The sequence below is a fragment of the Virgifigura deserti genome (assembly GCA_003576685.1).
Classification (GTDB): Bacteria; Pseudomonadota; Alphaproteobacteria; order Dongiales; family Dongiaceae; genus Virgifigura; species Virgifigura deserti.
On the sequence record QOZR01000014.1, the window covers coordinates 47,282 to 70,933 of the forward strand.

General features: G+C 64.1%; 20 protein-coding genes. 10 read left to right on the forward strand and 10 right to left on the reverse strand.

Annotated elements, in window-relative coordinates; genetic code table 11:
- Nucleotides 1-98: 98 nt before the first annotated feature.
- Nucleotides 99-1,046 (forward strand): CDF family Co(II)/Ni(II) efflux transporter DmeF, encoded by a 948-nt coding sequence (gene dmeF, locus DT069_RS21000; protein ID WP_119462301.1) that lies wholly within the window; start codon nt 99-101, stop codon nt 1,044-1,046.
- Between the two features lie 136 nt (nt 1,047-1,182).
- Here the strand turns inward: dmeF and DT069_RS21005 are convergent, their stop codons facing one another.
- Nucleotides 1,183-2,442 (reverse strand): serine hydrolase, encoded by a 1,260-nt coding sequence (locus tag DT069_RS21005; protein WP_119462302.1) that lies wholly within the window; start codon nt 2,440-2,442, stop codon nt 1,183-1,185.
- 314 nt (nt 2,443-2,756) lie between these two features.
- Between DT069_RS21005 and DT069_RS21010 the strand changes: the two genes are divergently transcribed.
- The 4 genes from DT069_RS21010 (at nt 2,757) to clpA (ending at nt 6,980) form a co-directional block, all read left to right on the forward strand.
- On the forward strand, nt 2,757-3,437 hold the full coding sequence (locus DT069_RS21010) for a hypothetical protein (protein WP_119462303.1): 681 nt from the start codon (nt 2,757-2,759) through the stop codon (nt 3,435-3,437).
- A 136-nt stretch (nt 3,438-3,573) separates the two neighbouring features.
- Nucleotides 3,574-4,098: a phasin family protein gene (locus tag DT069_RS21015; protein WP_119462304.1), complete on the forward strand. Its 525-nt coding sequence runs from the start codon at nt 3,574-3,576 to the stop codon at nt 4,096-4,098.
- A gap of 202 nt (nt 4,099-4,300) precedes the next feature.
- Nucleotides 4,301-4,627: an ATP-dependent Clp protease adapter ClpS gene (gene clpS, locus DT069_RS21020; protein WP_119462305.1), complete on the forward strand. Its 327-nt coding sequence runs from the start codon at nt 4,301-4,303 to the stop codon at nt 4,625-4,627.
- 7 nt (nt 4,628-4,634) lie between these two features.
- Nucleotides 4,635-6,980: an ATP-dependent Clp protease ATP-binding subunit ClpA gene (gene clpA, locus DT069_RS21025; RefSeq protein WP_119462306.1), complete on the forward strand. Its 2,346-nt coding sequence runs from the start codon at nt 4,635-4,637 to the stop codon at nt 6,978-6,980.
- Between the two features lie 56 nt (nt 6,981-7,036).
- On the opposite strand, the gene DT069_RS21030 is transcribed toward clpA, so the two are convergent.
- From DT069_RS21030 to DT069_RS21045, 4 genes are all read right to left on the reverse strand, one after another.
- Nucleotides 7,037-8,197, reverse strand: coding sequence for a GNAT family N-acetyltransferase (locus DT069_RS21030; protein ID WP_119462307.1), 1,161 nt, complete (start codon nt 8,195-8,197; stop codon nt 7,037-7,039).
- An 88-nt stretch (nt 8,198-8,285) separates the two neighbouring features.
- Nucleotides 8,286-8,753: a RidA family protein gene (locus DT069_RS21035; protein WP_119462308.1), complete on the reverse strand. Its 468-nt coding sequence runs from the start codon at nt 8,751-8,753 to the stop codon at nt 8,286-8,288.
- A gap of 95 nt (nt 8,754-8,848) precedes the next feature.
- Nucleotides 8,849-9,013, reverse strand: a complete 165-nt coding sequence (locus DT069_RS25080; RefSeq protein ID WP_425450441.1) for a hypothetical protein — start codon at nt 9,011-9,013, stop codon at nt 8,849-8,851.
- A gap of 276 nt (nt 9,014-9,289) precedes the next feature.
- Complete coding sequence (locus DT069_RS21045) at nt 9,290-12,967, reverse strand: vitamin B12-dependent ribonucleotide reductase (RefSeq protein ID WP_119462309.1); 3,678 nt, start codon at nt 12,965-12,967, stop codon at nt 9,290-9,292.
- A 1,022-nt stretch (nt 12,968-13,989) separates the two neighbouring features.
- On the opposite strand from DT069_RS21045, the gene rpoH reads away from it, so the two are divergent.
- Entirely contained in the window at nt 13,990-14,877 is an 888-nt protein-coding gene (gene rpoH / locus DT069_RS21050; RefSeq protein ID WP_119462310.1) for an RNA polymerase sigma factor RpoH, read from the forward strand.
- A 93-nt stretch (nt 14,878-14,970) separates the two neighbouring features.
- Here rpoH and DT069_RS21055 read toward each other — a convergent pair whose 3' ends face one another.
- The 4 genes from DT069_RS21055 to DT069_RS21070 form a co-directional block, all read right to left on the reverse strand.
- Nucleotides 14,971-15,447 carry a hypothetical protein gene (locus DT069_RS21055; protein ID WP_425450442.1) on the reverse strand — a complete coding sequence of 159 codons (477 nt, stop codon included), beginning with the start codon at nt 15,445-15,447 and terminating at the stop codon, nt 14,971-14,973.
- Between the two features lie 144 nt (nt 15,448-15,591).
- Nucleotides 15,592-17,073, reverse strand: coding sequence for a tripartite tricarboxylate transporter permease (locus DT069_RS21060; RefSeq protein ID WP_119462311.1), 1,482 nt, complete (start codon nt 17,071-17,073; stop codon nt 15,592-15,594).
- Nucleotides 17,064-17,495 carry a tripartite tricarboxylate transporter TctB family protein gene (locus tag DT069_RS24740; RefSeq protein WP_162913337.1) on the reverse strand — a complete coding sequence of 144 codons (432 nt, stop codon included), beginning with the start codon at nt 17,493-17,495 and terminating at the stop codon, nt 17,064-17,066. Before DT069_RS24740 ends, DT069_RS21060 begins: the two co-directional genes overlap by 10 nt.
- 29 nt (nt 17,496-17,524) lie before the next feature.
- Entirely contained in the window at nt 17,525-18,496 is a 972-nt protein-coding gene (locus DT069_RS21070) for a Bug family tripartite tricarboxylate transporter substrate binding protein (protein WP_119462313.1), read from the reverse strand.
- A gap of 114 nt (nt 18,497-18,610) precedes the next feature.
- On the opposite strand from DT069_RS21070, the gene DT069_RS21075 reads away from it, so the two are divergent.
- The 4 genes from DT069_RS21075 to DT069_RS21090 all read left to right on the forward strand — a co-directional run bounded on the left by DT069_RS21075 (nt 18,611) and on the right by DT069_RS21090 (nt 22,695).
- On the forward strand, nt 18,611-19,990 hold the full coding sequence (locus DT069_RS21075) for a UbiD family decarboxylase (RefSeq protein ID WP_119462314.1): 1,380 nt from the start codon (nt 18,611-18,613) through the stop codon (nt 19,988-19,990).
- A 144-nt stretch (nt 19,991-20,134) separates the two neighbouring features.
- Nucleotides 20,135-21,388: a PQQ-dependent sugar dehydrogenase gene (locus tag DT069_RS21080; RefSeq protein ID WP_119462315.1), complete on the forward strand. Its 1,254-nt coding sequence runs from the start codon at nt 20,135-20,137 to the stop codon at nt 21,386-21,388.
- A gap of 80 nt (nt 21,389-21,468) precedes the next feature.
- Complete coding sequence (locus DT069_RS21085; protein ID WP_119462371.1) at nt 21,469-21,798, forward strand: c-type cytochrome; 330 nt, start codon at nt 21,469-21,471, stop codon at nt 21,796-21,798.
- Between the two features lie 30 nt (nt 21,799-21,828).
- Nucleotides 21,829-22,695: a DUF72 domain-containing protein gene (locus tag DT069_RS21090; RefSeq protein WP_119462316.1), complete on the forward strand. Its 867-nt coding sequence runs from the start codon at nt 21,829-21,831 to the stop codon at nt 22,693-22,695.
- Nucleotides 22,696-22,967: 272 nt separating this feature from the next.
- On the opposite strand, the gene DT069_RS21095 is transcribed toward DT069_RS21090, so the two are convergent.
- Nucleotides 22,968-23,525, reverse strand: a complete 558-nt coding sequence (locus tag DT069_RS21095; RefSeq protein WP_119462317.1) for a hypothetical protein — start codon at nt 23,523-23,525, stop codon at nt 22,968-22,970.
- Between the last annotated feature and the right edge of the window lie 127 nt (nt 23,526-23,652).

A 23,652-nucleotide genomic window follows, 5' to 3' on the forward strand; every position in this document is an offset into this window, starting at 1 on the left:
GCGCGATGGTGCGCTGATTCCGGCACCGGTGGTGTGAGGCCGTCATTGCCGACGCGGCTGCCGGCTACAGCCGGCATCTCTGACGAGAGTTCACTCCCATGCACACCCATTCCATCGACTCCTGGCGCCACGAGCACGTCTTTCTCGGCGGCGACCATTCCCGCAACGAGCGGCGCACATGGATCGTCATCGCTCTTACGGCCGCGATGATGGTCGCCGAGATCGTCGGCGGTGCGGTCTTCGGATCCATGGCGCTGATGGCCGACGGCTGGCACATGTCCACCCATGCCGGCGCCCTCGCTATTTCGGCGCTTGCATACCGTTATGCCCGGCGCCACGCCCGCGACCCGCGCTTCGCCTTCGGCACGGGCAAGTTCGGCGACCTCGCCGGCTTCTCGAGCGCGATCATATTGGCGTTGATCGCGCTTCTAATCGGCTACGAGTCGTTCATGCGTTTCGCCGCGCCGGTGCCGATCCGCTTCGGCGAGGCGATCGCGGTCGCCGTGCTCGGCCTTGCCGTCAACCTCATGAGCGCCTGGCTCCTGCATGACGGATCCCACCAAGGTCACGATCATCACGACCAACATGATCATGGCGATCACCATCATCATCACCATGGCGCGGCGCGGGACAACAACCTGCGCTCGGCCTATCTCCACGTCATCGCCGACGCGACCACGTCGGTGCTGGCGATCCTCGGCTTGCTGGCCGGCCGCAGCTATGGGTGGGTCTGGATGGACCCGCTGATGGGTATTGTCGGCGCTGCGGTCATTGCCCGCTGGTCATGGGGATTGATGCGTGACGCCGGGGCCGTTCTGATCGACGCCGTCCCCGACCGGGGTCTTGCCGAGACGGTCCGCCGCCAGCTCGAGATCGAGGGCGATCGCGTAACGGATTTACATCTGTGGCGGGTCGGGCCGGGGCATAATGCGGCGGTTGTCGCGCTCGTGTCGGACCATCCGAAACCGCCGGACCACTACAAGAAGCGGCTGGCGGAGTTGCGCGGCCTATCGCATGTCACGGTGGAGGTGCAGCCCTGCGGCTAGAGTACGATCCGATCAGGTTGATTCAACCTGATCGGTGAATCGTCCTCTAACTCAAATTATTAGGGCCTGATCCGATCACATCGTTTCGATGTGGTCGGATCAGGCAAGGGCCGGTGCGCAGCGTAAAAGCCGCGTCCTACTGCCTGCTCATCGCCGTAGAGAGGTCGAGCCGCACGACGAGGCAGGGCATCTTCTTCGATTCCAACAGCCGGCAGGCCGCTCGGGCATCCTTTTCGCTCAGCCCGATGATGCGCGCCCGATAGAGCCTCCTGCTGTTCTTCGCTCGCTCGTGGACGACGACCCGTGCATCCCGCAGCAGCATCTCGGCGCTTTCCGCCGCCTTCGTCGCGACCCGGTGTGCCGGCTCGAACTGGCTGAAGGCGCCGACCTGGATGCCCCAAGGACCGGCCATCGGTCCATCCGTTTCCGCGGCCACGGCCGCAGGCGCCAAGGCCGCGACGGCGGCTGACAGGATGGAGGTCGGCGGCTCGGGCTTGCGGCCCGGAACCACGAAGTTCTCCGGCGCCGCACCGGCGACGTAGATCGGGATCGAATCCGCTTTCGCGAAGCTGCGGTCCAGCAGGGCTATCATATGATCGTCGCGGGATCGCGCAGTGCGGCCCCCGACGACGACCGCGATCAAGCGTCGCCCGTCCCGGATCACGGAGGTCGCTACATTGAAGCCGGAGGCGCTGATGTAGCCGGTCTTCAGCCCGTCGACCCCATCATAACGCGTCAAGACGTTGTTATGGGTTTCATAGGTCTTGCCGCCGTAGGTGAATTTCAGCGCGGAAAAATAGTCGTAATAGTGCGGGAAATCCTGCATCAACGCCCGGGCGAGGGTCGCCATGTCGCGGACGGTGGTCACCTGCGCCCTGTTCGGCAGGCCCGAGGCGTTGCGGAAGACCGTGTCCGCCATGCCGAGCTCACGTGCCTTCTTGGTCATCATCCGGGCGAATTTGGATTCGGTTTCGCCAATCGCTTCGGCGACCACGGTCGCGACATCGTTGGCCGACCGGATGATGAGCGCGTAGATCGCATCCTCGACGCTGATCCTGTCGCCGGTGCGCAGCGAAAGGTTGGTCTGCGGCTGTCCTGCCGCGCGCCGCGATACCTTGAGCTTCTGATCCATGCTGAAGACGCCCTTGTCCAAGTGTTCGAACAAGAGATAGAGCGTCATCATCTTCGTCAGCGAGGCCGGGTAGACTTTCCGGTCGAGATTGTCCTCATGCAGAATGGTGCCGGTCTGGGCATCGATCACGATCGACGCGTAGCGCCGCGCTTCCGCCGGGGCTGCAATGAGGGTCGCGCACAAGATGAGGGCGAGAAAGGCGAGGGTCCACCGATGAATCTGGCCGCCGCAACTCTGCAGCCCGCCGGCTCGCCCTTCCTGCATTTGATTCCCCCCTAGCCTGAGCGCCCCTAGGCAAACAGCATAAAAAATCCGAGATTTCCTGTCTACCTAGCAAAAGAAACTTTAAATTAGGTTTAACGGGAATCCGTCTGAAATGCGGCGCCGAAGCGGCCTGAACGGCGGCTTTCGCGACCGGACGGACCGGTGCAACAGCACGATTTTCGGCCGTAATGGTTAACAATGACCAATCGCGAGCCTGCTCGATTATCCGGCTCCGGCGTTTCGTGATACCGGCAGGTCCGCAACGGGCGCCGCCCGAAGATCGTCGCCCGGTCGAACGATTTCGGAGAAGCCGGATGGACGGAACGATTCGAAGCTGGATGGTCCGGCTATGGCCTGCCCTGCTTCTCGCAGTAGCGGGGTGCAGCTACCGCGGCAATATCGATAAGCCGATTGCCCGGCGCCTCACCTGGTTCAGCTATATCGGCGGTGACGATATCCGTGCCGCCTGCGGTCCGGGGATGCTGGACTGGTATCGGCTTGTCTACAATGCCCGCTACGAAGAGCAACTGCGGACCTATGAAGTCGTGGCAGACGGGGCGGGCGGCGCCATTCTTGTCGCACGAGTCCTTGGATCCACGGCTCCTCTCCACGTGGTGGGTGCTCCGTTGTCGCCGTGGCGCTGGGCGCGCTCCGAGGCCCGCTTGGACGAAGCGACTTTTGCCGCGTTCGAGCAGACTATGGTCGACAGCGGCTTCTTCGAGCCGCTCCCCGTCGGCTTGCGGCTGTTCTCCGGCGATTTCTGGTGGGTTGCCACCGGTTGTATCGATGAAGCGTTCCATTTCGGCGCTTGGCGCTATACGCCGGACCATGCGGCGGACCTGGACTTTCCTGCGTTTCTTTTTGTCCATGACGCAACCGGCGTACCGGTGAATCCACCCCCGGCCCGTTACCAGCGCGCGTTTCGGTCCGCGCGGGTTGTTCTGAACCCATTCCGCTGTGCTGCGTTGCACAAGTTTAATTTGATTCTTTCGTGACTCTACCTATCTGGTCTGGTCTAGAGACGATGCTGCATCGCAGCACGGTGGGTAATATTCGGAACTTGGGATCGCTCCGGCCGGATCATGGTCAGACGGCCGACGGGATCCTCGTACCGCTGAAGGAGGAATACCGATGCGAACCGTGAAATCGAAATCGAGCCGGTCGGCGCCGCGGAAGCGCGCGGCCGGAAAGGCGGCAGCCGTGAGGACCGAGAGCGTGAAGGAGACGTCCAAGATCCCTGCGGAGGCGGCCGCGGCAGGTCGCGAGCAGGTCGAGACGCTGCGTTCGGATGTGTCGCGGGCGGCGAACGAGGCGACCGCACTCAACAAGACGGCGGTCGACGCCTGGGCCGGTTCCGGCACAGTCTTCGCCAAGGGCGTCGAGGATATGAGCAAGGCCTGGCTGCGCCTCACGCAGCAATCCATGGAGAACGGCGTCGCCGCGGCGCGGGCGATGCTGCAGGCCAGAACGCTGCATGACGTGGTCGGGGTGCAGAGCGACTACGCCCGCAACAGCTTCGGAAGCCTGATGGCCGAGACCGCGCAGCTGTCCGAGCTCTCGGTCCGAGTGGCGCAGGGGCTGACCCAGGAGGCGATGCGGCCGATCCAGGCGCGCCTCGACGAGAGGGCGGAGAGAACGTCCCGCCCAACCGCGTAACCCATTCTTCGCGGCGGATTTTCGGGCCCGACGGTACCCTGTCGGGCCCTTTTGTTTCTTCAAGGTCTTAATTTTCTAACCAATCAGCCATATCTTCATTCTGTCCCGATGATCCTGTCCCAATGCCCTTTGCCGCGACCGGGCTGATTCAATATCATGCGGTGGAGGGCAGCCTAGGGGTGAAGAGACTTAACCGGATGGCATGAGCGACAACGATAGAATTCGAAAGGATGGTCCGTCGACCGGCGTCGTCGTCAAAAGCAAGCCGAAGACGAAGAAGCCGTCGATGTACAAGGTGCTGTTGCTCAACGACGATTATACGCCCATGGAGTTCGTCGTTCTCGTGCTTGAGCGTTTTTTCAACAAGAACCGGGACGATGCTACCCGGATCATGCTGCACGTTCATCGTCGGGGCGTGGGTATCTGCGGCGTTTACACCTACGAAGTGGCCGAAACGAAGGTGACGCAGGTGATCGACTTCGCGCGCCGCAACGAGCACCCTCTCCAATGCACGCTGGAAAAGGAATAGGCTGTTAATGCTCTCGTCGAACCTGGAGAAGACCCTGCATAGGGCGCTCGCTTATGCCAATGAGCGGCGCCACGAATACGCAACGCTCGAACATCTCCTCCTCGCGCTGACGGAGGATCAGGATGCGGTCGCCGTGTTGCGCGCCTGCAATCTCGACCTCGAGCGCCTGCGGCGGGACCTGATCGAATATATCGACGGGCAGCTCGCCAACCTTGTCGGCAGCGATCTCGGTGATGCGAAGCCGACCGCCGGCTTCCAGCGGGTGCTGCAGCGCGCCGCGATCCATGTCCAGTCCTCCGGACGGGAGGAGGTGACTGGCGCCAATGTCCTGGTCGCGCTCTTCTCGGAACGCGAGAGCCATGCCGTTTATTTCCTGCAGGAGCAGGAGATGTCACGGCTCGACGCGGTTAACTACATCAGTCACGGCATCGCCAAGGCGCGCGGCCGGTCGGAGACCCGGCGGGTGCAGGGCGCCGATGCGGACGCGGCCGCCGAGAAGGTGGTGAAGAACGGGACGGAGGCGCTCGACGCCTACTGCGTGAACCTCAACAAGAAGGCGGAGAACGGCAAGATCGACCCGCTGATCGGCCGTCAGGCCGAGGTCGAGCGGACGATCCAGATCCTCTGCCGCCGGTCGAAGAACAATCCGCTTTATGTCGGCGATCCGGGCGTCGGCAAGACGGCCATCGCCGAAGGGCTGGCGCGGCGGATCATTCATGGCGAGGTGCCCGAGGTCCTGCGCGACGCCACCATCTACAGCCTGGACATGGGCTCGCTGCTGGCGGGAACCCGCTATCGCGGCGATTTCGAGGAGCGGTTGAAGGCGGTGCTGGCCGAGCTCGAGGCGATAGACAAGGCCGTCCTCTTCATCGACGAGATCCACACCGTGATCGGGGCCGGCGCCACCAGTGGCGGCGCGATGGACGCGTCGAACCTGCTGAAGCCGGCGCTCGCGAGCGGCACGCTCCGCTGCATCGGCTCGACCACCTATAAGGAATACCGCAACTACTTCGAGAAGGACCGGGCACTCGTCCGCCGGTTCCAGAAGATCGACGTGAGCGAGCCCTCGATCGAGGATTCGGTGAAGATCCTGCGCGGGCTGAAGCCCTATTACGAGCAGCATCACCGCGTCCGCTACACGGCGGAGGCAATCCGCAGCTCGGTCGAGCTGGCGGCCCGCTATATCAATGACCGCAAGCTGCCAGACAAGGCGATCGACATCATTGACGAGGTCGGCGCGGCCCAGATGCTGGTGCCGGAGAGCCGGCGGCGGAAGACGATCACCGTGAAGGACGTCGAGGCCGTGGTTGCCAAGATCGCGCGGATCCCGCCGAAGAGCGTGTCGCGCGACGACAAGTCGACGCTGCAGAACCTGGAGCGGGACCTGAAGACGATGGTATTCGGCCAGGACAAGGCGATCGTGGCGCTGTCGAGCGCCATCAAGCTGGCCCGCGCCGGTCTGCGCGAGCCGGAGAAGCCGATCGGCAGCTATCTGTTCTCGGGCCCCACCGGCGTCGGCAAGACCGAGGTCGCGCGGCAGCTGGCGCGCAGCTTGGCTATCGAGCTGATCCGTTTCGACATGTCGGAATATATGGAGCGGCACACCGTATCGCGCCTGCTGGGCGCGCCGCCGGGCTATGTCGGCTTCGACCAGGGCGGGCTGCTCACCGACGCGATCGACCAGCATCCGCATGCGGTTCTGCTGCTCGACGAGATCGAGAAGGCGCATCCGGACCTGTTCAACGTGCTGCTGCAGGTGATGGACCACGGCAAGCTGACCGACCATAACGGGAAGTCGGTCGATTTCCGCAACGTGATCCTGATCATGACCACGAACGCCGGCGCGGCCGACATGGCGAAGCCCGCGATCGGTTTCGCCCGCGAGCAGCGGCTCGGCGAGGATACGGACGCGATCAACCGGATGTTCACGCCCGAGTTCCGCAACCGGCTCGACGCGGTCATCGGGTTCGCCAACCTGGCGCCCGAGACGGTCGCCCGCGTCGTCGACAAGTTCGTCATGCAGCTCGAGGTGCAGCTCGCCGACCGCAGCGTCACGATCGAGCTGTCGGACGGCGCGCGGGCTTGGCTGGCGAAGGCGGGCTTCGATCCGCTCTACGGCGCCCGGCCGCTCGCCCGGGTCATTCAGGAGCACATCAAGAAACCGCTTGCCGAGGAGCTGCTGTTCGGCAAGCTGGAGAAGGGCGGCGTGGTCCGCGTCGACGTCAAGGACGACGCGCTCACCTTCTCCTACATCCCCGGCAAGCCCAGCGGCGGGTCCGGCGGCGACGAAGCGCCGGGCAGCGATACGCCGCCCGAGAACAGCCCCGGCAAGACGCCGGCCCTGGTGGAGTAGAGGGTGGAGTAGGGGCGGGTTTCAAACCCGCCCCAACCCCTCAGTCACCCGGCCTCTTAATTACCGCGCCGAAACGGAGAATAGTCCGCCAACGTCCGGATATCCTGCTCGACGGCCAGCTGCTCGCGGCGCAGAAACCCCTCGACTGCCGCGGCGAACGGCTCGTCACGGATCCAATGGGCGCTGTGGGTCATGACTGGCAGATAGCCGCGCTGGATCTTGTGCTCGCCCTGGGCCCCGGCCTCGACGCGGGCGAGGCGATGGGCGATCGCGTACTCGATGGCCTGATAGTAGCAGGCCTCGAAATGCAGGAACCTGTAGTCTCCGTCGCAGCCCCAGTTGCGGCCATAGAGCGCGTCCGTTCCGCGGAGGTTTAGGGCGCCCGCCACGGGCCGGCCGCGATCCTCCGCCATCACCAGAACGATTCGGTCGGCCATCCGCTCGCCCAGCCGCGAGAAGAACTCGCGCGTCAGATAGGGTGAGCCCCATTTTCGATCGCTGGTGCTGATGTAGAAGCCGTAGAAGGCGTCCCAATGCTGCTCCTCGATCGCATCGCCGGTGAGCGCCCGGATCTCGATGCCCGATTCGGCGACCTCGCGCCGCTCCTTGCGGATCGCCTTGCGCTTGCGCGAGGAGAGCGCGGCCAGGAAGTCCTCGAAGCTGTCATAGCCCGGGTTGGTCCAGTGGAACTGATAGCCGGCGCGCAGCATCAGGCCCGCCTCGGCGAGGGCGCGGCTGTCCGCCTCGGATGCGAAGGTGACGTGCAGCGACGACACCTTGTGGCGGCGCGCCACCTCGACCATCGCCTGGATCAGCGTCCGGCGGACCGTGTCCGCCGACGGCCCCGGCCGCACCAGCAGTCGCGGGCCCGGAACGGGGGTGAAGGGCACGGCGACCTGCAGCTTCGGGTAATAGTGGCCGCCCGCGCGCTCATAGGCGGCGGCCCAGCCATGGTCGAAGACATACTCGCCGTAGGAGTGGCCTTTCAGATACATCGGCGCGGCGGCGCAGAGCGCGCCTGCCGCATCCTCCACCAGCAGATGCTGCGGCAGCCACCCGGTCTCGGCCTCGACAGAGCCGCTGTCTTCGAGCGCGGCGAGGAAGGCGTGGGAGACGAATGGGTTGTCGCCGCCGGCGCAGGCATCCCACTGGGCCGCATCAACCGTGCCGATGCGCTCGGTCACGCGGGCGGTGACCGGTTCCCGCCCGTCAGGCACGGGCGGGTCCGGTGGCGAGTGGCTTGGTCATGGCAACCAGATTGGTAGCCATGCGCCCCCGGGCAAGAGGAAAACCGGCCCCTGCGCCTCAGGCGACCTCGAAGACGGCGTCGACCTCGACCGCCACATTGAGCGGCAGCACGTTGGTGCCGACGGCGAAGCGGGCATGTTTGCCGGCGTCGCCGAACACCTCGACCATCAGGTCGGAGACGCCGTTGGCGATCTTCGGCTGGTCAGTGAAATCCTCGGTCGAGTTGACGAAGACGCCGAGCTTGACGCAGCGCCGCGCTCGGTCGAGGTCGCCGTTCAACGCTGCCTTGAGCTGCGCGATGATGTTCAGGCCGCAGAGGCGCGCTGCGGCCTGTCCGTCCTCGACCGAAAAGTCGCGGCCGAGCTTGCCGACATATTTGAACTCTCCGTTCCAGACCGTCACCTGGCCGGAGATGAAGACGAGATTGCCGGTGGCGACGGCCGGCACATAGTTTGCGACGGGCGCCGCCGCCTTCGGCAGCTCGATCTTCAGTTCCGCCAACCGCTGGTCGATCTTTCCGGCCATCTTTATCTGCTCCTGCTTCCGCTCAGGTTTGAAAGGAGCGGCAGCATAGCCAGATCGCATGGCTTGATCCAGAGAGCTGAGGCGCTCCGGAGAGGTCAGACGGCCGTGGCCTCCGCTCGCAGATAGATTCCGAGATCGGAGATCTCCATATGCCGCTCGGGATTGGCGAGGGCGGCGAAGCCGTGCGGGCGGCAGAGGGCGTGCGCGTCGCGGGTAACGAGGCTCCAGCGGCGCAGGTTTTGCAGCTCCGGATGCGCCATGACGGCGCCGACCAGCCAACGGCCGAGGTCATTCCCGCGAAATGCCGAGTCGATGAAGACGTCGCCCAGTAGGACTCGGCGAGAAAGCCGTGGATATAGTCGATATTGAGCCGCTGCTTGTCGGTGCTGATCGTGAGGCCGTCGCGGTGCCAGTCGTGATTCATGGCCGTCTGCCGGTGAAACGCTCCAATGGAAAACCGGGCTCGCGCCGTCGACGCGAGCCCGGAAGTCTACAGGGAGAGTTCAGGCCATCGTTACGTCAAATGTGATGGCTCCTCACGAGCAACCCGATGTCCCGCCGCAGGTCGCGCATTTCAGGCAGGTGCCGTTGCGTACCAGCGTGAAATTGCCGCACTCGCCGCAGGCGTCGCCCTCATAGCCCTTGAGGCGCGCTTCGCGGACCCGGTCGAAGCGATCATCGACGGCCTGGACGACTGGGGCCGCAGCTGTGGCGGTTCCAGTGACTAGCCCCGGTGCCGTTGCGGCTGCCGCGGCATTACCGGAGATCTCGGCCGTCCCCCGCGCCGCGCTGCGCCCGCCGCCCGCATCGCCGTTGCCATGCAGGACGATCAAGTTGTTGCGGACATAGCCGACGCTGGCGAAGCGCTTGACCGCGTCGAGCGCGGCGTCGGCCTGGGCCGGCTCGGGCAGGTTGCTCTCGCCGACGCCCTGGCCGACGCTGTCGGGCAGCAAATCGTTCGGCTCGACATGGGCGAGATCGGTCCGCGAGAGATAGGAGATCGCGAGCTCGCGGAAGATGTAGTCGAGCACCGAGGTTGCCATCTTGATCGCGTCGTTGCCTTCGACCATGCCCGACGGCTCGAACCGAGTGAAGGTGAAGGCTTCGACGAACTCCTCGAGCGGCACGCCATATTGCAGGCCGATCGAGATCGCGATGGCGAAATTATTCATCAGGCTGCGGAAGGCGGCGCCTTCCTTGTGCATGTCGATGAAGATCTCGCCGAGCTTGCCGTCCTCATACTCGCCGGTCCGCAAATAGACCTTGTGGTTGCCGACGATCGCCTTCTGGGTATAGCCCTTGCGCCGGCCGGGTAGCTTGTGGCGCTCGGCCGCGGCCACGCGCTCGATCACCCGCTCGACGATGCGTTCGGCCAGCATCGGCGCCCGCGCCGCCGCCGGCGCCTCGATGATCTCGTCGAGATCGTCCTCCTCGTCGCCGAGGATCGAAGACGAGAGCGGCTGCGACAGCTTCGAGCCGTCGCGATAGAGCGCGTTGGCCTTCAGCCCCAGGCGCCAGGACAGCATGTAGGCGTCCTTGCAGTCCTTGACCGTCGCCGGGTTCGGCATGTTGATGGTCTTCGAGATCGCGCCGGAGATGAAGGGCTGTGCCGCCGCCATCATCCGGATGTGGCTCTCCACCGACAGGAACCGCTTGCCGGTCCGGCCGCAGGGATTGGCGCAGTCGAAGATCGGCAGGTCCTCGTCCCGGAGATGCGGCGCCCCTTCGAGCGTCATGGCGCCGCAGCAATAGGTGTTCGCCGCCTCGATCTGCGCCCGCGTGAAGCCCAGTTCCGCCAGCATGTCGAAGCGGACGTCGTTGAGTTGCGCGGTGGTGAAGCCCAGCGCGGCGGTGCAGAACTCCTCGCCCAGCGTCCATTTGTTGAAGGCGAAGCGGATGTCGAAGGCGCTGGCCAACGTCGTCTCCAGCGCCTGCAGGGTGGAGGCGGTGAAGCCCTTCGCCGTCAGGGTCTCGTGGTTGATGCCGGGGGCATTCTCCAAGGTGCCGTGGCCGACGGCATAGCGGATAATGTCTTCGATCTCGACCTCGGAATAGCCCAGCGCCATCAAGGCTTGCGGGACCATCCGGTTGATGATCTTGAAATATCCGCCGCCGGCGAGCTTCTTGAACTTGACCAGCGCGAAATCGGGCTCGATGCCGGTGGTGTCGCAATCCATCACCAGGCCGATAGTGCCGGTGGGCGCGATCACCGTCGTCTGGGCATTGCGGTAGCCGTGCTTCTGGCCGAGCTCGAGCGCCCGGTCCCAGGCTGTCCGCGCGGCGACGGCGACCTCGACGATCGGGCAGTTGCGCAGGTCGAGCGGCACCGGCAGCACGGCTAGCCCCTCATACCCGCCGCGCTCGCCATAAGCGGCCCGCCGGTGGTTGCGGATGACCCGCAGCATCGGCTCGCGGTTCGCCGTGAAGCCGGGGAAGGTGCCGAGCTCGCCCGACATCTCGGCCGAGGTGGCGTAGGCGACGCCGGTCATCAGCGCGGTGATGGCGCTGACCAGGGCGCGGCCCGAATCGCTGTCATAGGGAATGCCCATCGCCATCAGCAAACCGCCGATATTGGCGTAGCCGAGGCCGAGCGTACGGAAATCATAGGACCGCTGAGCGATCTCCCGCGACGGGAACTGCGCCATCAGCACGGAAACTTCGAGGACGATCGTCCACAGCCGGACCGCATGCTCGAAGCCTGCGATGTCGAAGCCGCCGCCCTCCTCGCGGAAGGTCATCAGGTTCAGCGACGCCAGGTTGCAGGCGGTGTCGTCGAGGAACATGTACTCGGAGCAGGGGTTCGACGCCTCGATCCGGCCACTGTTGGGGCAGGTGTGCCATTCGTTGATCGTGGTGTCGTACTGCACGCCCGGATCGGCGCAGGCCCAGGCGGCATGGCCGATCTTCTCCCACAAGTCGCGCGCTCGGACCGTCTTGGCGACCTTGCCGTCGGTGCGGCGGATCAGCTGCCAGGGTCCGTCCTCCTGGACCCGCTTGATGAAGTCGTTGGAGATCCGCACCGAATTGTTCGAGTTCTGGCCGGACACCGTCAGATAGGCGTCCGAATCCCAGTCCGTGTCATAGCTGCGGAAGTCGATCTCGGTATAGCCCTGCTCGGCGAACTGCATCACCCGCTTGATGTAGTTCTCCGGGATCATCACCTTGCGGGCGGCCTTGACGGCCTTTTTCAGGTCCGGGTTTTGCTGCGGGTCGAACCGACCGTCGCCGGTGCCGGCATGGCAGGCGCGGATGATCGTGTTCAGATGCTCGCGGGCGAGGCGCGAGCCGGCGACGAGCGCCGCCACCTTCTGCTCCTCGACCACCTTCCAGTCGATATAGTCCTCGATGTCGGGGTGATCGAGGTCGACCGTCACCATCTTGGCGGCACGGCGCGTCGTGCCCCCGGACTTGATCGCGCCGGCGGCGCGGTCGCCGATCTTGAGGAAGCTCATCAGCCCCGAGGACTTGCCGCCGCCGGCGAGCGATTCGCCGTTGCCGCGCAGCTTCGAGAAGTTGCTGCCGGTGCCGGAGCCGTATTTGAAAAGCCGCGCCTCGCGCACCCACAGATCCATGATGCCGCCGTCATTCACCAGATCGTCGGCGACCGACTGGATGAAGCAGGCATGTGGCTGCGGATGCTCATAGGCCGAGGCCGAGGCGGTCAGCTTGCCGGTCTTGTAGTCGACGTAATAGTGGCCCTGGGCCGGACCATCGATCCCATAGGCCCAATGCAGGCCGGTGTTGAACCATTGCGGCGAGTTCGGCGCGCCCATCTGCTGGCAGATCATGTAGCGCATCTCGTCATAGAAGGCGCGGGCATCGGCCTCGGCCTCGAAATAGCCGCCCTTCCAGCCCCAATAGGTCCAGGTCCCGGCCAGCCGGTCGAACACCTGCTTGGCGCTGGCTTCGCCAACGGTGCGCTGCTCGGGCTCGAGCTGTTCGAGGGCGGCTTGGTCGGGCTCGTGCCGCCAGAGCCATTCCGGCAGATCGGCTTCGGGCACCGGCCGCAGCTTCGCCGGCACGCCGGCCTTGCGGAAATATTTCTGCGCCAGAACGTCGCAGGCGACCTGCGACCAGTCGGCCGGCACCTCGATATCGCGAAGCTGGAACACCAGCGACCCGTCCGGATTGCGGATCTCGCTGTTGGTCCGGCGAAACTCGATAGCGGCGTAAGGTCCGGTCTCTGCTTCGGTAAAACGACGTTCGATCCGCATGGCGCGCTCACCCCTTAAATCTATTGTGGTCCGTTCCGTGCCGCTCGCCCCCAGACAATGCGACTTCGGAACCCGGTCTCGCCTGCCGCTAGTAGGCCGATCGATCCGGGACGCAAGATATAGGACTCATGGTAGTGATCGTGCAATTGAAAATCGAGTGCGTTAATCAAAAAATTCTCTTGAAAGTTTTTGAATAAGAGAATGCAAAAACAATCCACAGACTACCATCTGCAGATATTGTCATCCGTAAGATTTTTATTGCTCAGGTCGGCGCCGACGTCGTGCCAGCGCTGCCATTTTATCTTACGTCACAAAATGACGTTTCATAGTCTCTTTTGATGCCGGCGAAATCCGGCACGCAGCCAAGCCGTCAAATTGTCCCGTCGCGTTTGCCGCTTTGGATCATCGCCGAGACAACCTTAATCGATCGTTAAGTCCGTCCCGGCGCTGTCCGCTAGCCATTGTGGGCAACCGGCTGAAGAGACCTACATATTGTTAAAGTTAACAGACGATGGCAAGGCATGTTCCATCGTGGACGAAAAAATTTCGGTGGATAACGCAAGATGTTGTGGCTGGTGGCACGGGATGAGCCCAACATAAGGGCCTCGGATGCGCGGCATCAAGTCTCGGCACGGTCCCATGGCCCAACCGCCGGTCGGCGGTTGGGCCATGCAATGGATTCCGCAATCGCCGCTTAGATCCTTCCGCGCATTCACGGCGACCCCGGACTGCCGCCATTCAGCGGCAGATCGATGGTTTGAGATAAGAGCTTGAATTTTATCTGATTCTTCCCAGATTTAGAGCCTCGATTCCGGTCCAAATCGGCCTTTCACCCCTTGAAATCAGACTGATTCAGTCATATTTAAACCTTGTCAGTCGGAGGGACCTGGAGCAAGCCGGCTGCGCCACTTTTTTGACCATCTTCCGAGTAGATTCCGTACGGCTCCGCCGCACGGGCGCATTCGCGTCTGCGCACGAGACTGGTCGGGAAGGGGGCTCTGAAGGAATGGAGGGCTTAAGGAATGGCAGTTCAACGCGCTATCTTGGATACCGGCCTGTCGCGCTATCTGGAGGAAGCCAAGAAGTTTCCGATGCTGACGCTAGAGCGGGAGCAGGAACTGGCGATCGCCTGGCGCGATCATAAGGATGAGGAGGCCTTGAGGCAGCTCATCGGCAGCCATATGCGGCTGGTGGTGAAGAGCGCCCGGAGCTTCAGCGGCTATGGCCTGCCGATCACCGACCTTATTGCCGAGGGCAATGTCGGCCTGATGCAGGCGGCTCAGAAGTTCGATCCGAGCCGCGGCTTCCGGTTCGCGACCTATGCGATCTGGTGGATTCGCGCTCAGATTCAGGAGCATATCCTGCACAACTGGTCGCTCGTGAAGATGGGCACCACCGCGGCGCAGAAGAAGCTGTTCTTCAACCTGCGGCGGCTGAAGAGCCAGATGGAGGAGCTGGGCCAGGGCGACCTCTCGCCCGAGACGGTCTCGGCCATTGCCACTGAGCTGGACGTGCCGGAGACGGAGGTGGTCGAGATGAACCGGCGCCTGACGGCCGGGGACAGCTCGCTGAACGCGACGGTCGGCGGCGAAAGCGAAACCGACTGGCTGGAGATGCTGATGGACAATCGGCCGAACCAGGAGGCGTTGATCGCGGATGCCGACGAGCTGGCCCTACGCCGTCGATTGCTGCATGACGCGCTGCAGCAGCTCAACGAGCGCGAGCGGCACATCCTGGTCGAGCGGCGGCTCAAGGACGACCCCTCGACCCTGGAGACGCTGAGCCAGCATTACGAGGTGTCGCGCGAACGCGTGCGCCAGATCGAGGTGCGGGCGTTCGAGAAGCTGCAGAAGGCTATGAAGACCGCGGCCAATGCGCTGGAACAGCAGCCGATGCTCGCGGCGGCCTAAGGCAGCCTCAGACCGGCCGCGAGAAACAGGCCGGCGGCATCAAACAGAATACCAAGCCACGCGGCGGAGACGCCGACGTGGCATTTTTTTTGCCTATCGCCGGAAAGCGGTGATCCTTGCGCCGGCCCAAAGAAACAATGCGGTGCCGATCCCCCACGCACCGTTGACCATCAGCCCGGTTGCCATCGCCGAGGCGCGCCACCCGCCTGCGACCGGAAGTCCCTTCAAGGGCGAAACCACGAACCAGGCCACGAGGGTCGGGGCAATGGCGCCGAACAGCAGCGCGCCCAGAAAATATGCCCAGCCACGCCGCAGGTGCGGCTCCAGATAGGCAAAGACGATGCCCCAGATCCCGCCCCAGAACGCAATGGACCAGATCTGCGGAACGCCCAAGAGTGCCGTCGGTTGCGTCTGGTACGGCATGGCGGGCGTGACGCCAACGGCATTCAGAATGCCCAGCATGCCCTGATGGAAAACCAGGACGGCAAGGGCCCCGGCAATGAAGGCGGCGGCCAAGTGGCCCACGGAGGGGCCGGACTGGACATCGGTGTAGTGCTGCTCTTTCGTCATTGCGATCACCTCCGCATGGATAGGTCACGCAAACGTCCAGAGAGTTTAAAGGAAAAGAGGCTGCCGATCGCCGCTGGTTTTTCCGATGCGGCGTTCACAAAAGCGCGAGCCGCTTCATCTCGATGACCGGTTGGTTGCAGCCCCTCACCGCGCGCTGGAGCGGCGCCAAGCGACGACGAGCAGCAGGACGAGTGCCAGAAGGAGCGCTGCGCTGATCGGCCGTGTCAGGAAGACGGTCGGGTCCATCTGGTTGGCGATCAGCGCATTGCGGAGGTTGACCTCGACGATCGGCCCCAGCACCAAGCCGATCACCAGCGGTGGCATCGGAAAACCGAAACAGGTCAGGATGAACCCGGCGAGCCCGAGCACCGCGACGAGCGTCACGTCAAAGCTAGCATTGCCGATCGCGAAGCCGCCGGTCGCGCACAGCACGCCGATGATCGGAAGCAGGATGCGGGGCGGCACGCGCAGGATCGCCGGCAGATAGCGCCGCAGGCCGAGGCCGAGCACGAGGATCAGGATGTTCGCTGCGACTAGGATCAGGAGAATCAGGGCAAACAGGTCGCCGTTCGTCACCATGAAGAACGGCCCGGGATCGATGCCCTGGATGAGGAACGCACCAAGCAGAACGGCCGTTACGGTGTCGCCCGGGATGCCGAGGGTCAGGAGCGGAACCAGAGCGCCGCCCGTCACGGCATTGTTCGCGGTTTCGGGCGCGATCACCCCGGCGGGTACTCCCTCTCCGAGCCTCTCGTCGCGCGTGCTGCGCGCCGCCTCGCCATAGCTGATCCAGGAGGCGATTGTGGGTCCCGTTCCCGGCAGGATGCCGGTGCTCGTGCCGATTACGGCGCTTTTCAGGACCAGCCATTTGTGGCGGACATAGATCGGCACGAGATCGCGCAACCGGATCGGCTGCTGTCGGGAAACGGCCACACCGGTCGCGGGTGCGGCCGCCTGCGCGAGGATCTCGGTGACCGCGAAGAAGGCGATCAACGCCGGCAGAAGCGACACGCCGCTCTGGAGCTCGGGCAGTCCGAGCGTGAACCGCATCATGCCGCCGACCGGGTCGATACCGACTGTGCCGAGCAGCATGCCGAGCGCGGCGCTGATCATGCCCTTCACGAGCGAGCCGCGGGATACCGCGGCGACGCAGATGAGGCCGAACAGGGCGAGGGTGAAGTACTCGACGGAGGTGAACTCCAGTGCCAAGCCGGCGAGAACGGGCGCGAATACCATCAGGATCGCCGCCGAGATCACCCCACCGGCGAAGGAGGAGACGACGGACAGGCTGATGGCGAGGTCGGCGCGCCCACTATGCGCCATCGCATAGCCGTCGACGGACGTCGCGGCATTCCCCGGCGCACCTGGCGTGTTGACCAGAATCGCCGGAATCGAGCCAGCGAAATATCCCGCGCAGTAGAGGCCGAGGAGAAGCGCCATCGATGCCTCGAACCCCAGGCCAAAGGTGAGCGGTGTCGCCAGGGCCACTCCGGCCGTTGCGGTCAGGCCCGGCGACGCGCCGAATACGGCCCCCACGGCGACGCCGACGACAATCCAGCCGAGGACGAGCGGATCCGCGAGGCGAACGAAGGCCGCGGCCAAATCGGAGAGGCTGATCAGATCCATACTGGCAGCAGGACCGTGAAGCCGTAGCGGAACAGGAAATAGACTCCAAATGATACAGCGATGGGAACGGCGGCGAGCTCGAGGGGACGGCGGGATCCGAGCAGCATCATCGCGAGGAGCATGAATAGCCACGTCCCGACTCGGAAGTCGACGTACGGGAAGCTGAGGAAATAGAGGAGCAGGAGCCCGGCTAGCAGAACGGCGCGGCGGGCCAGCATCTGGCGAAGCGCATCGCCGGCCGTCCGCTCGCCGGGACGAATCGCCAGGACGGCTCCAAGCCCTATCAAAGCGAGGCTGAGCAGCAGCGGAAAGAAGCGGGCCGAGAGCCCCGGTGCTACCAGCGTCTCGATCTGCAGGCTCGCCAGCCCCAGCCCGATACCGGCCGCGACCGTCGCGATGCCCGTCGCCCGATCGGCGCGCAACCTGCCCTCCAAGCTCCTTGCCGGTTTCGCTACTCGATCAGCCCGATATCGCTCAGCACCACACGATGCTGCGCCACATTGTCTTCGATCCGCTCCTGAAACGCCGGGGCGTCGAGATAGGCGTCGGTGAGATGGAATTTGTCGTAGAGTGTCTTGGTCTCCGGCTCCCTTGCCACCTGCGCAACAGCCTCTCCGAGTTGGTCGATCACCGGCTGCGGCGTGTCCTTGCGTGCGACGATCCCAAACCACACGGCGGCGTCGAGGTCATAGCCTTGCTCACCGAAGGTGGGTACATCCCGAAGGTAGGGGACGCGCTCGGGCGCGGCGACGCCGAGCACGCGGAGCTTTCCGCCGTCGGCCAGCGACGTGTAGTTGGAGGCGCCGACGAACACGAAATCGACCTCGCCGGTCAGCGCCTTGGTGACTGCGCCCTTGCCGCCCTGCCCACCGATATGCGTCAGTTCGATGCCCTGTTCCTTGGCGAACCGCTCCATATTGATGTGCTGTGTGCTGCCGGGGGCGGGGGTTGCGTAGGTCACGCCGCCAGGATCGCTCTTCGCCGCCTCGACGACATCCTCGATCGACTGGTAGGGGCTGTCCGCCCGCACCGCGAGGCCGATCGGCACTTCGACGAGCTGCGCGACGGCGACGAAATCGTCCGTCTTATATCCCGCATTGCGGATCAGCGGGCCCGCGGTCAGGGCACCGGTCGAGCCCATCAGCAGCGTATAGCCGTCGGCCGGCGCTTGCGCGGCCGAAAGCGCGCCTCGGCTGCCACCGGCACCAGGAACGTTCTGGACGATAATTGGAACTTCGAGCTCCTCCTTGAGGCGGTCGGCGATGACCCGGGCGGTGCCGTCGATCGCGTCGCCCGCGCCGAACGGCACGATAACCCGGATCGCCTGGCTCGGATAATCTTGCGCGCGGAGAGTCCCCGCCGCCAGGAGCCCGAGCCCCATGACCAGCACCGCCTGCAAGGCTATCTTGATCGGACGGATCATCGCGCTCTCCCGCTGATGTTGGATCGGGTGTGATATCTTCTTGATATTCCAAGCCGCACCATGCGGAGTCTATACAGGTCGGCCTGTCCAAGGGTCAACATGCAGGGGGCGTGAATGTCGAAGAGCAGCAGTCGGGATCTCAGGAGCTTCCTGGCGGAATTCGAGGCCGTCTATCCGAGCGAGGTGTTGCGGATCGCCGACCCGATCGATCTCGATTACGAGGCGACGGCAATCGCGCTCGAACTGGAGCGGCACGGCCGCAGCCCGGTCTTGTGGTTCGAGAATGTGCGCAATTCCGGCTTTCCGGTTCTCATGAATCTTTACGGTCGGCGCAACCGGTTCGCCTTCGCCCTGGGCCTCGAGGAGGATCGCCTGATCGAAACCTGGGCAAGCGTCGACGCTTCGCCGATCGCGCCGACCGTGGTGGAGACCGGGCCGGTGCTCGATGTGGTCGCGACGGGAGCGGAGGTCGATCTCGCAAGGCTGCCGATCATGCGGCATTTCGTCGAGGACGGCGGGTCCTATCTCACGAATGCGATGTTTGTCGCGAAGGATCCGGAAACCGGCGTTCGCAATGCCTCGTTCCACCGTCTGCAGGTCAATGGGCGGGCGCGCTTCGGCACCAGCCTGCACAGCCGACGGCATCTCTGGAACTATGCCCGCAAGGCCCGGGCGATGGGGCTGGATCGCCTGCCGGTCGTCGTGGTGGTGGGGTGCCATCCGCTGATCACCTTCGGCTCCGGCTTGTGGAAAGGGCCCATCGACGCCGATGAGTATGCGGTGGCCGGTGGCTTCCTGGGCGAACCATTGCCGGTGGTGAACGGCGTGACTGTACCCGTCGAGATTCCGGCGACCGCCGAGATCGCGATCGAGGGCCACCTGCTGCTCGATGTCGACGAGCCGGAAGGGCCGTTCGGCGAGTTCACCGGCTATGCTTCGGAACGGTCGACCCATAACGCCATGGAGGTGACGGCAATTCTGCACCGCCGCGACGCGATCTATCACAGCATCGTGCCCGGAATCTCGGACGAGCATACCCTGCTGCTCGGAATCTCGCAGGAGGCGCGGCAGTTGAAGGCGTTGCGCGTGCAGTTTCCGAACGTCAGGGCGGTCGCCTATCCGAAGTCCGGAACCTGCCTGATGCACTGCTATGTCTCGGTCAGCGACCCGGCGCCCGGCCAGCCGCGCAACATCGCCGCTGCCGCCCTGGGCGACAATCTGAGCCTGAAGCTGGTCGTCGTGGTGGACGAGGATGTGGACGTCCATGACGAGCAGGAGGTCCTCTGGGCCATGGCCACCCGCTTCCAGGCTGACACCGATCTCGACGTTATCCGCTCCGCGATGGGCGCGACGCTCGACCCCTCGAACCATGACGGCCTGACTGCCAAACTGATCGTCGACGCAACCCGGAAGAAGCGGCCCTATGCAAGCCGCCACAGCCTGCCCGAGGACACGCTCGCCAAGGCACGCGCATTACTCGCCAGAACTCGGTAATCGGCGACACAGCTCCGGCCCTGCGTCCTCCACTTGTTGTACGGCGACCCTGATGATAGCCTTCTATAGTTAACAAGGGATCCGGATTACTGCTGATTAGGGGCTTGATAGACAAACCGGGCGTAATATTCAGGGAGAGCCGCCATGAAGAAATTGGCCTGCAGGTGCGCGTTGAGCCTTCTTCTTGCAATTCCCTTCTCCGGCCAGAGCTTCGCTCAGAACAATATGGAGAAGCTCCAGGACTTCCGGCAGACCGGCACGGAGCTCGAGATCGAAAGCATCCCTCAGGATGCGGAGAGAATCGAAGCGATCCGGAAGAATCTCGAGAGAATCCAGCTCCCGCCGGGCTTCAAGATCGATCTCTATGCCATCGTTCCGGATGCGCGCCATATGGCGGTCGGGACCAATGTGGGCGTCGTCTTCGTCGGCACCCGCAAGACCAAGGTCTGGGCGGTGACCGATCGCGACAAGGACCGGGTCGCTGACGAGGTGAAGCAGTTCGCCCCAAGCGTGAAGTTCAAGTTCCCTAACGGCCCCGTGATGAGCAAGGAGGGCGTGCTCTACATCGCCGGGCACAACCGCATCCTCGCCTTCCCGGCGGCCGAGTTCTTCTACGAAGGGCCCGACGTTGCCGTGGCGGTGGTGAAGGACCAGTTCATCCCCCTGGAGGAGGAGTATTTCAATCACGCATTCCGAGTGCTCGATATCGGCCCAGACGGAAAGCTCTATGTCGCGCTGGGACAGCCCTACAACGTCTTCCCGGCGGACAAGATGCCGATGGAGCCGCTGGGCTCGATCGCCCGCCTCAACCAGGACGGGACCGGATGGGAGATCTATGCCCACGGCATCCGCAACTCGGTCGGGCTGGATTTCCATCCCGTCACCGGCGAACTCTGGTTCAACGACAATCAGGTGGACGGCATGGGCGATGATATTCCGTCCGGCGAGCTGAACCGCGCGCCGAGCCCGGGCCTGAATTTCGGTTTCCCATGGTACGGGGGCGGAAGCACCCGGACGGTCGAGTACAAGGACATGGAGCCGCCGGAAGGACTCGTCTTTCCCGAGATCGAGTGGCAGGCGCATGCCGCCGATCTGGGCATGACCTTCTACACCGGCAACCAGTTCCCGTCCTCCTACAAGAACGACCTGTTCAGCGCCCAGCACGGCTCCTGGAACCGGACGACGCCCGTCGGAGCCCAGATCATGCATGTCGATTTCGACGAGGACGGCAATATCGTCTCCTCCGAGGTGTTCGCCAAAGGCTGGCTCGACGAGGAGACCGGGGAGTATCTCGGGCGGCCGGTCGACGTGAAGCAATATCTCGACGGATCGCTTCTCGTTTCCGACGATCTCGTGGGCGCCATCTACCGGATCTATTACAACGGCGAAAGCCAGTAGATCCGGCGGAATTGCCGCAACCGCGGGCGTGCCTCGAAGGTGCGCCCGCCTTCAACCTCGATGGCAGAAGGTCGACCGCGATGCGTCTGCTGGTCCTGTTTGTCGGTGCCGTGTTGGTGATGGCCGGTCTTATGGCTTCACCGGCCGCGGCGGGCGATGTCGCGGCCGGTGAAGCCAAGGTCGGGCCCTGCGTCACCTGTCATGGCCGGGATGGCATCGGTACGGCACCTCAGTTCCCGAACCTCGCCGGGCAGAGCGCGATCTACATGATCCAGCAGCTCCAGGCGTTCCGGGACGGGGCGCGCCAAAGCGAAATGATGAGCTTGGTGGCGCAGCCTTTGAGCGACCAGGACATCGAGGATCTAGCCGCCTATTACGAAAGCCTCGGACCGGACTGCGCCGGCGAGTGACCATGCCGGCCTGTCCGGTGTTGTTCCGTTATGGCAGACGCGCGGATCCGCATCGGCATCTCCGGCTGGACCTATCCGTCCTGGCGCGGAGTCTTCTATCCGAAGGGCCTGCCGCACCGCCGGGAGCTGACCTATGCGAGCCGATGCTTCAACTCGATCGAGATCAACGGCACCTTCTACGCACTGCAGAGGCCGGACAGCTTCCAGCGCTGGTACCAGGAGACGCCCGAGGGCTTCGTCTTCGCGATCAAGGGCGGGCGGTTCATCACCCATATGAAGAAGCTCAACGAGGTCGCCACGCCGCTGGCGAACTTCTTCGCCTCCGGCGTCCTGGCGCTGCGCGAGAAGCTCGGCCCCATTCTCTGGCAACTACCCGCATCCGTCCGGTTCGACGAGGCGAGGTTCGAGCGCTTCTTCGACCAGATCCCGCGCAACACCGAGGTGGCCGCCAAGCTCGCCGACCGGCACGACCATCGCGTCACCGGCCGCGCCTGGACAATCGCGGATGCAGGCCGGCCGATTCGCCATGCCGTTGAGGTGCGGCATGAGAGCTTCCGAACCGCGCGCTTCATCGAGTTGCTGCGCCGGCAGGACATCGCGCTGGTCTTCGCCGATGCCGTGGACTGGCCCTATATCGAGGACGTCACGGCTGACTTTATCTATCTCAGGCTGCATGGATCGGAAGAGCTTTACGTCAGCGGCTATGACGACGCGGCGCTCGATAACTGGGCGAGGCGGGTTCGCGTCTGGGCGGCCGGCGGCGAGTCCGCGGACGCCAAGCGCACGACGGCAGAGGCGCCGCCCCGGAGCCGCCGCGATGTCTATGTCTATTTCGACAACGACGCGAAGGTCCGCGCCCCGTTCGACGCCATGAACCTTGCGCAGCGACTGGTTTAGAATGTTCAGTGGAGCCGAGCGCATTCGTTCCGGAGGCTGAGCCCGGCCGAGAGCCGGGATTGCCGCCGGCTCGGAAGCGGGGGTAGTGTCTCAGTTTGAGTTTCGGCTTACGACCGGAGCGGACTCGCGATGCGTGGCGCGGCACTTCTCAGAAGTGCCATGAGCGGACGTTCACCGCCGTGTCGGCGATCTGACAGAACATGTACCGAGCCGTTGCGCCGAGAACGTGATCAGAGCATCCGCGCTGGTGCCTCTCGCAGGCTGATCCAGCATCACTTCGCAGCGCAGCTGACGTTTGCTTCCTCGAACAGACGTAACGCCTTCTCCATGTCGTATCGCTGTTCGCGGAGCGTCTCCGGATCCCATTCGCTCCGCTCGGCGCCGAAGAAGTTGCCGCCATAGACGTGCAACGCGCCGGTGAAGCGCGAAATCGGATTGGTCACCGAATGGATGATGTCGCGCCCGAGCGGTTCGGCATCCTTCTCGCAAAGCGCCCGCGCACCGGCGGCCTCCACCCTGCCTTTCGGATCGCCCGGCACCCGACGCCAGAAGATGTTGTCCTCGCGGCCGCTGTAGATTCCGATAACCGCCCACATCTGGTGGTTATGGGGCATCAGGGTCATCCGAGGTCCCCAGACGACATTGAGGATGGTCAGATCGTTGGTGTGGTAGAGCCTTTGGATTTCGGCGCGCGTCGGTGCACCGAGGACTTTGAGCATGGCGGCCGGATTCGAGACGGCACGCGCGACGACATCGCGCACGAGCTTGTGGGACGTGTCGGCTGCGAGAGCGCTGCGGCAATCAGCGATGAACTCGTCGAGGTCAAACATGGTCCTGACTTCCTTGTCTTGTGCTGTGACTATGTGTCGCGATCCGGTTGGGCCACCCTGCCGCCGACCTGCTGCGGCGGGGTGGCCCAGCGCATCGCCATCGGAACGTTCTAGGTCGTCTTCACTG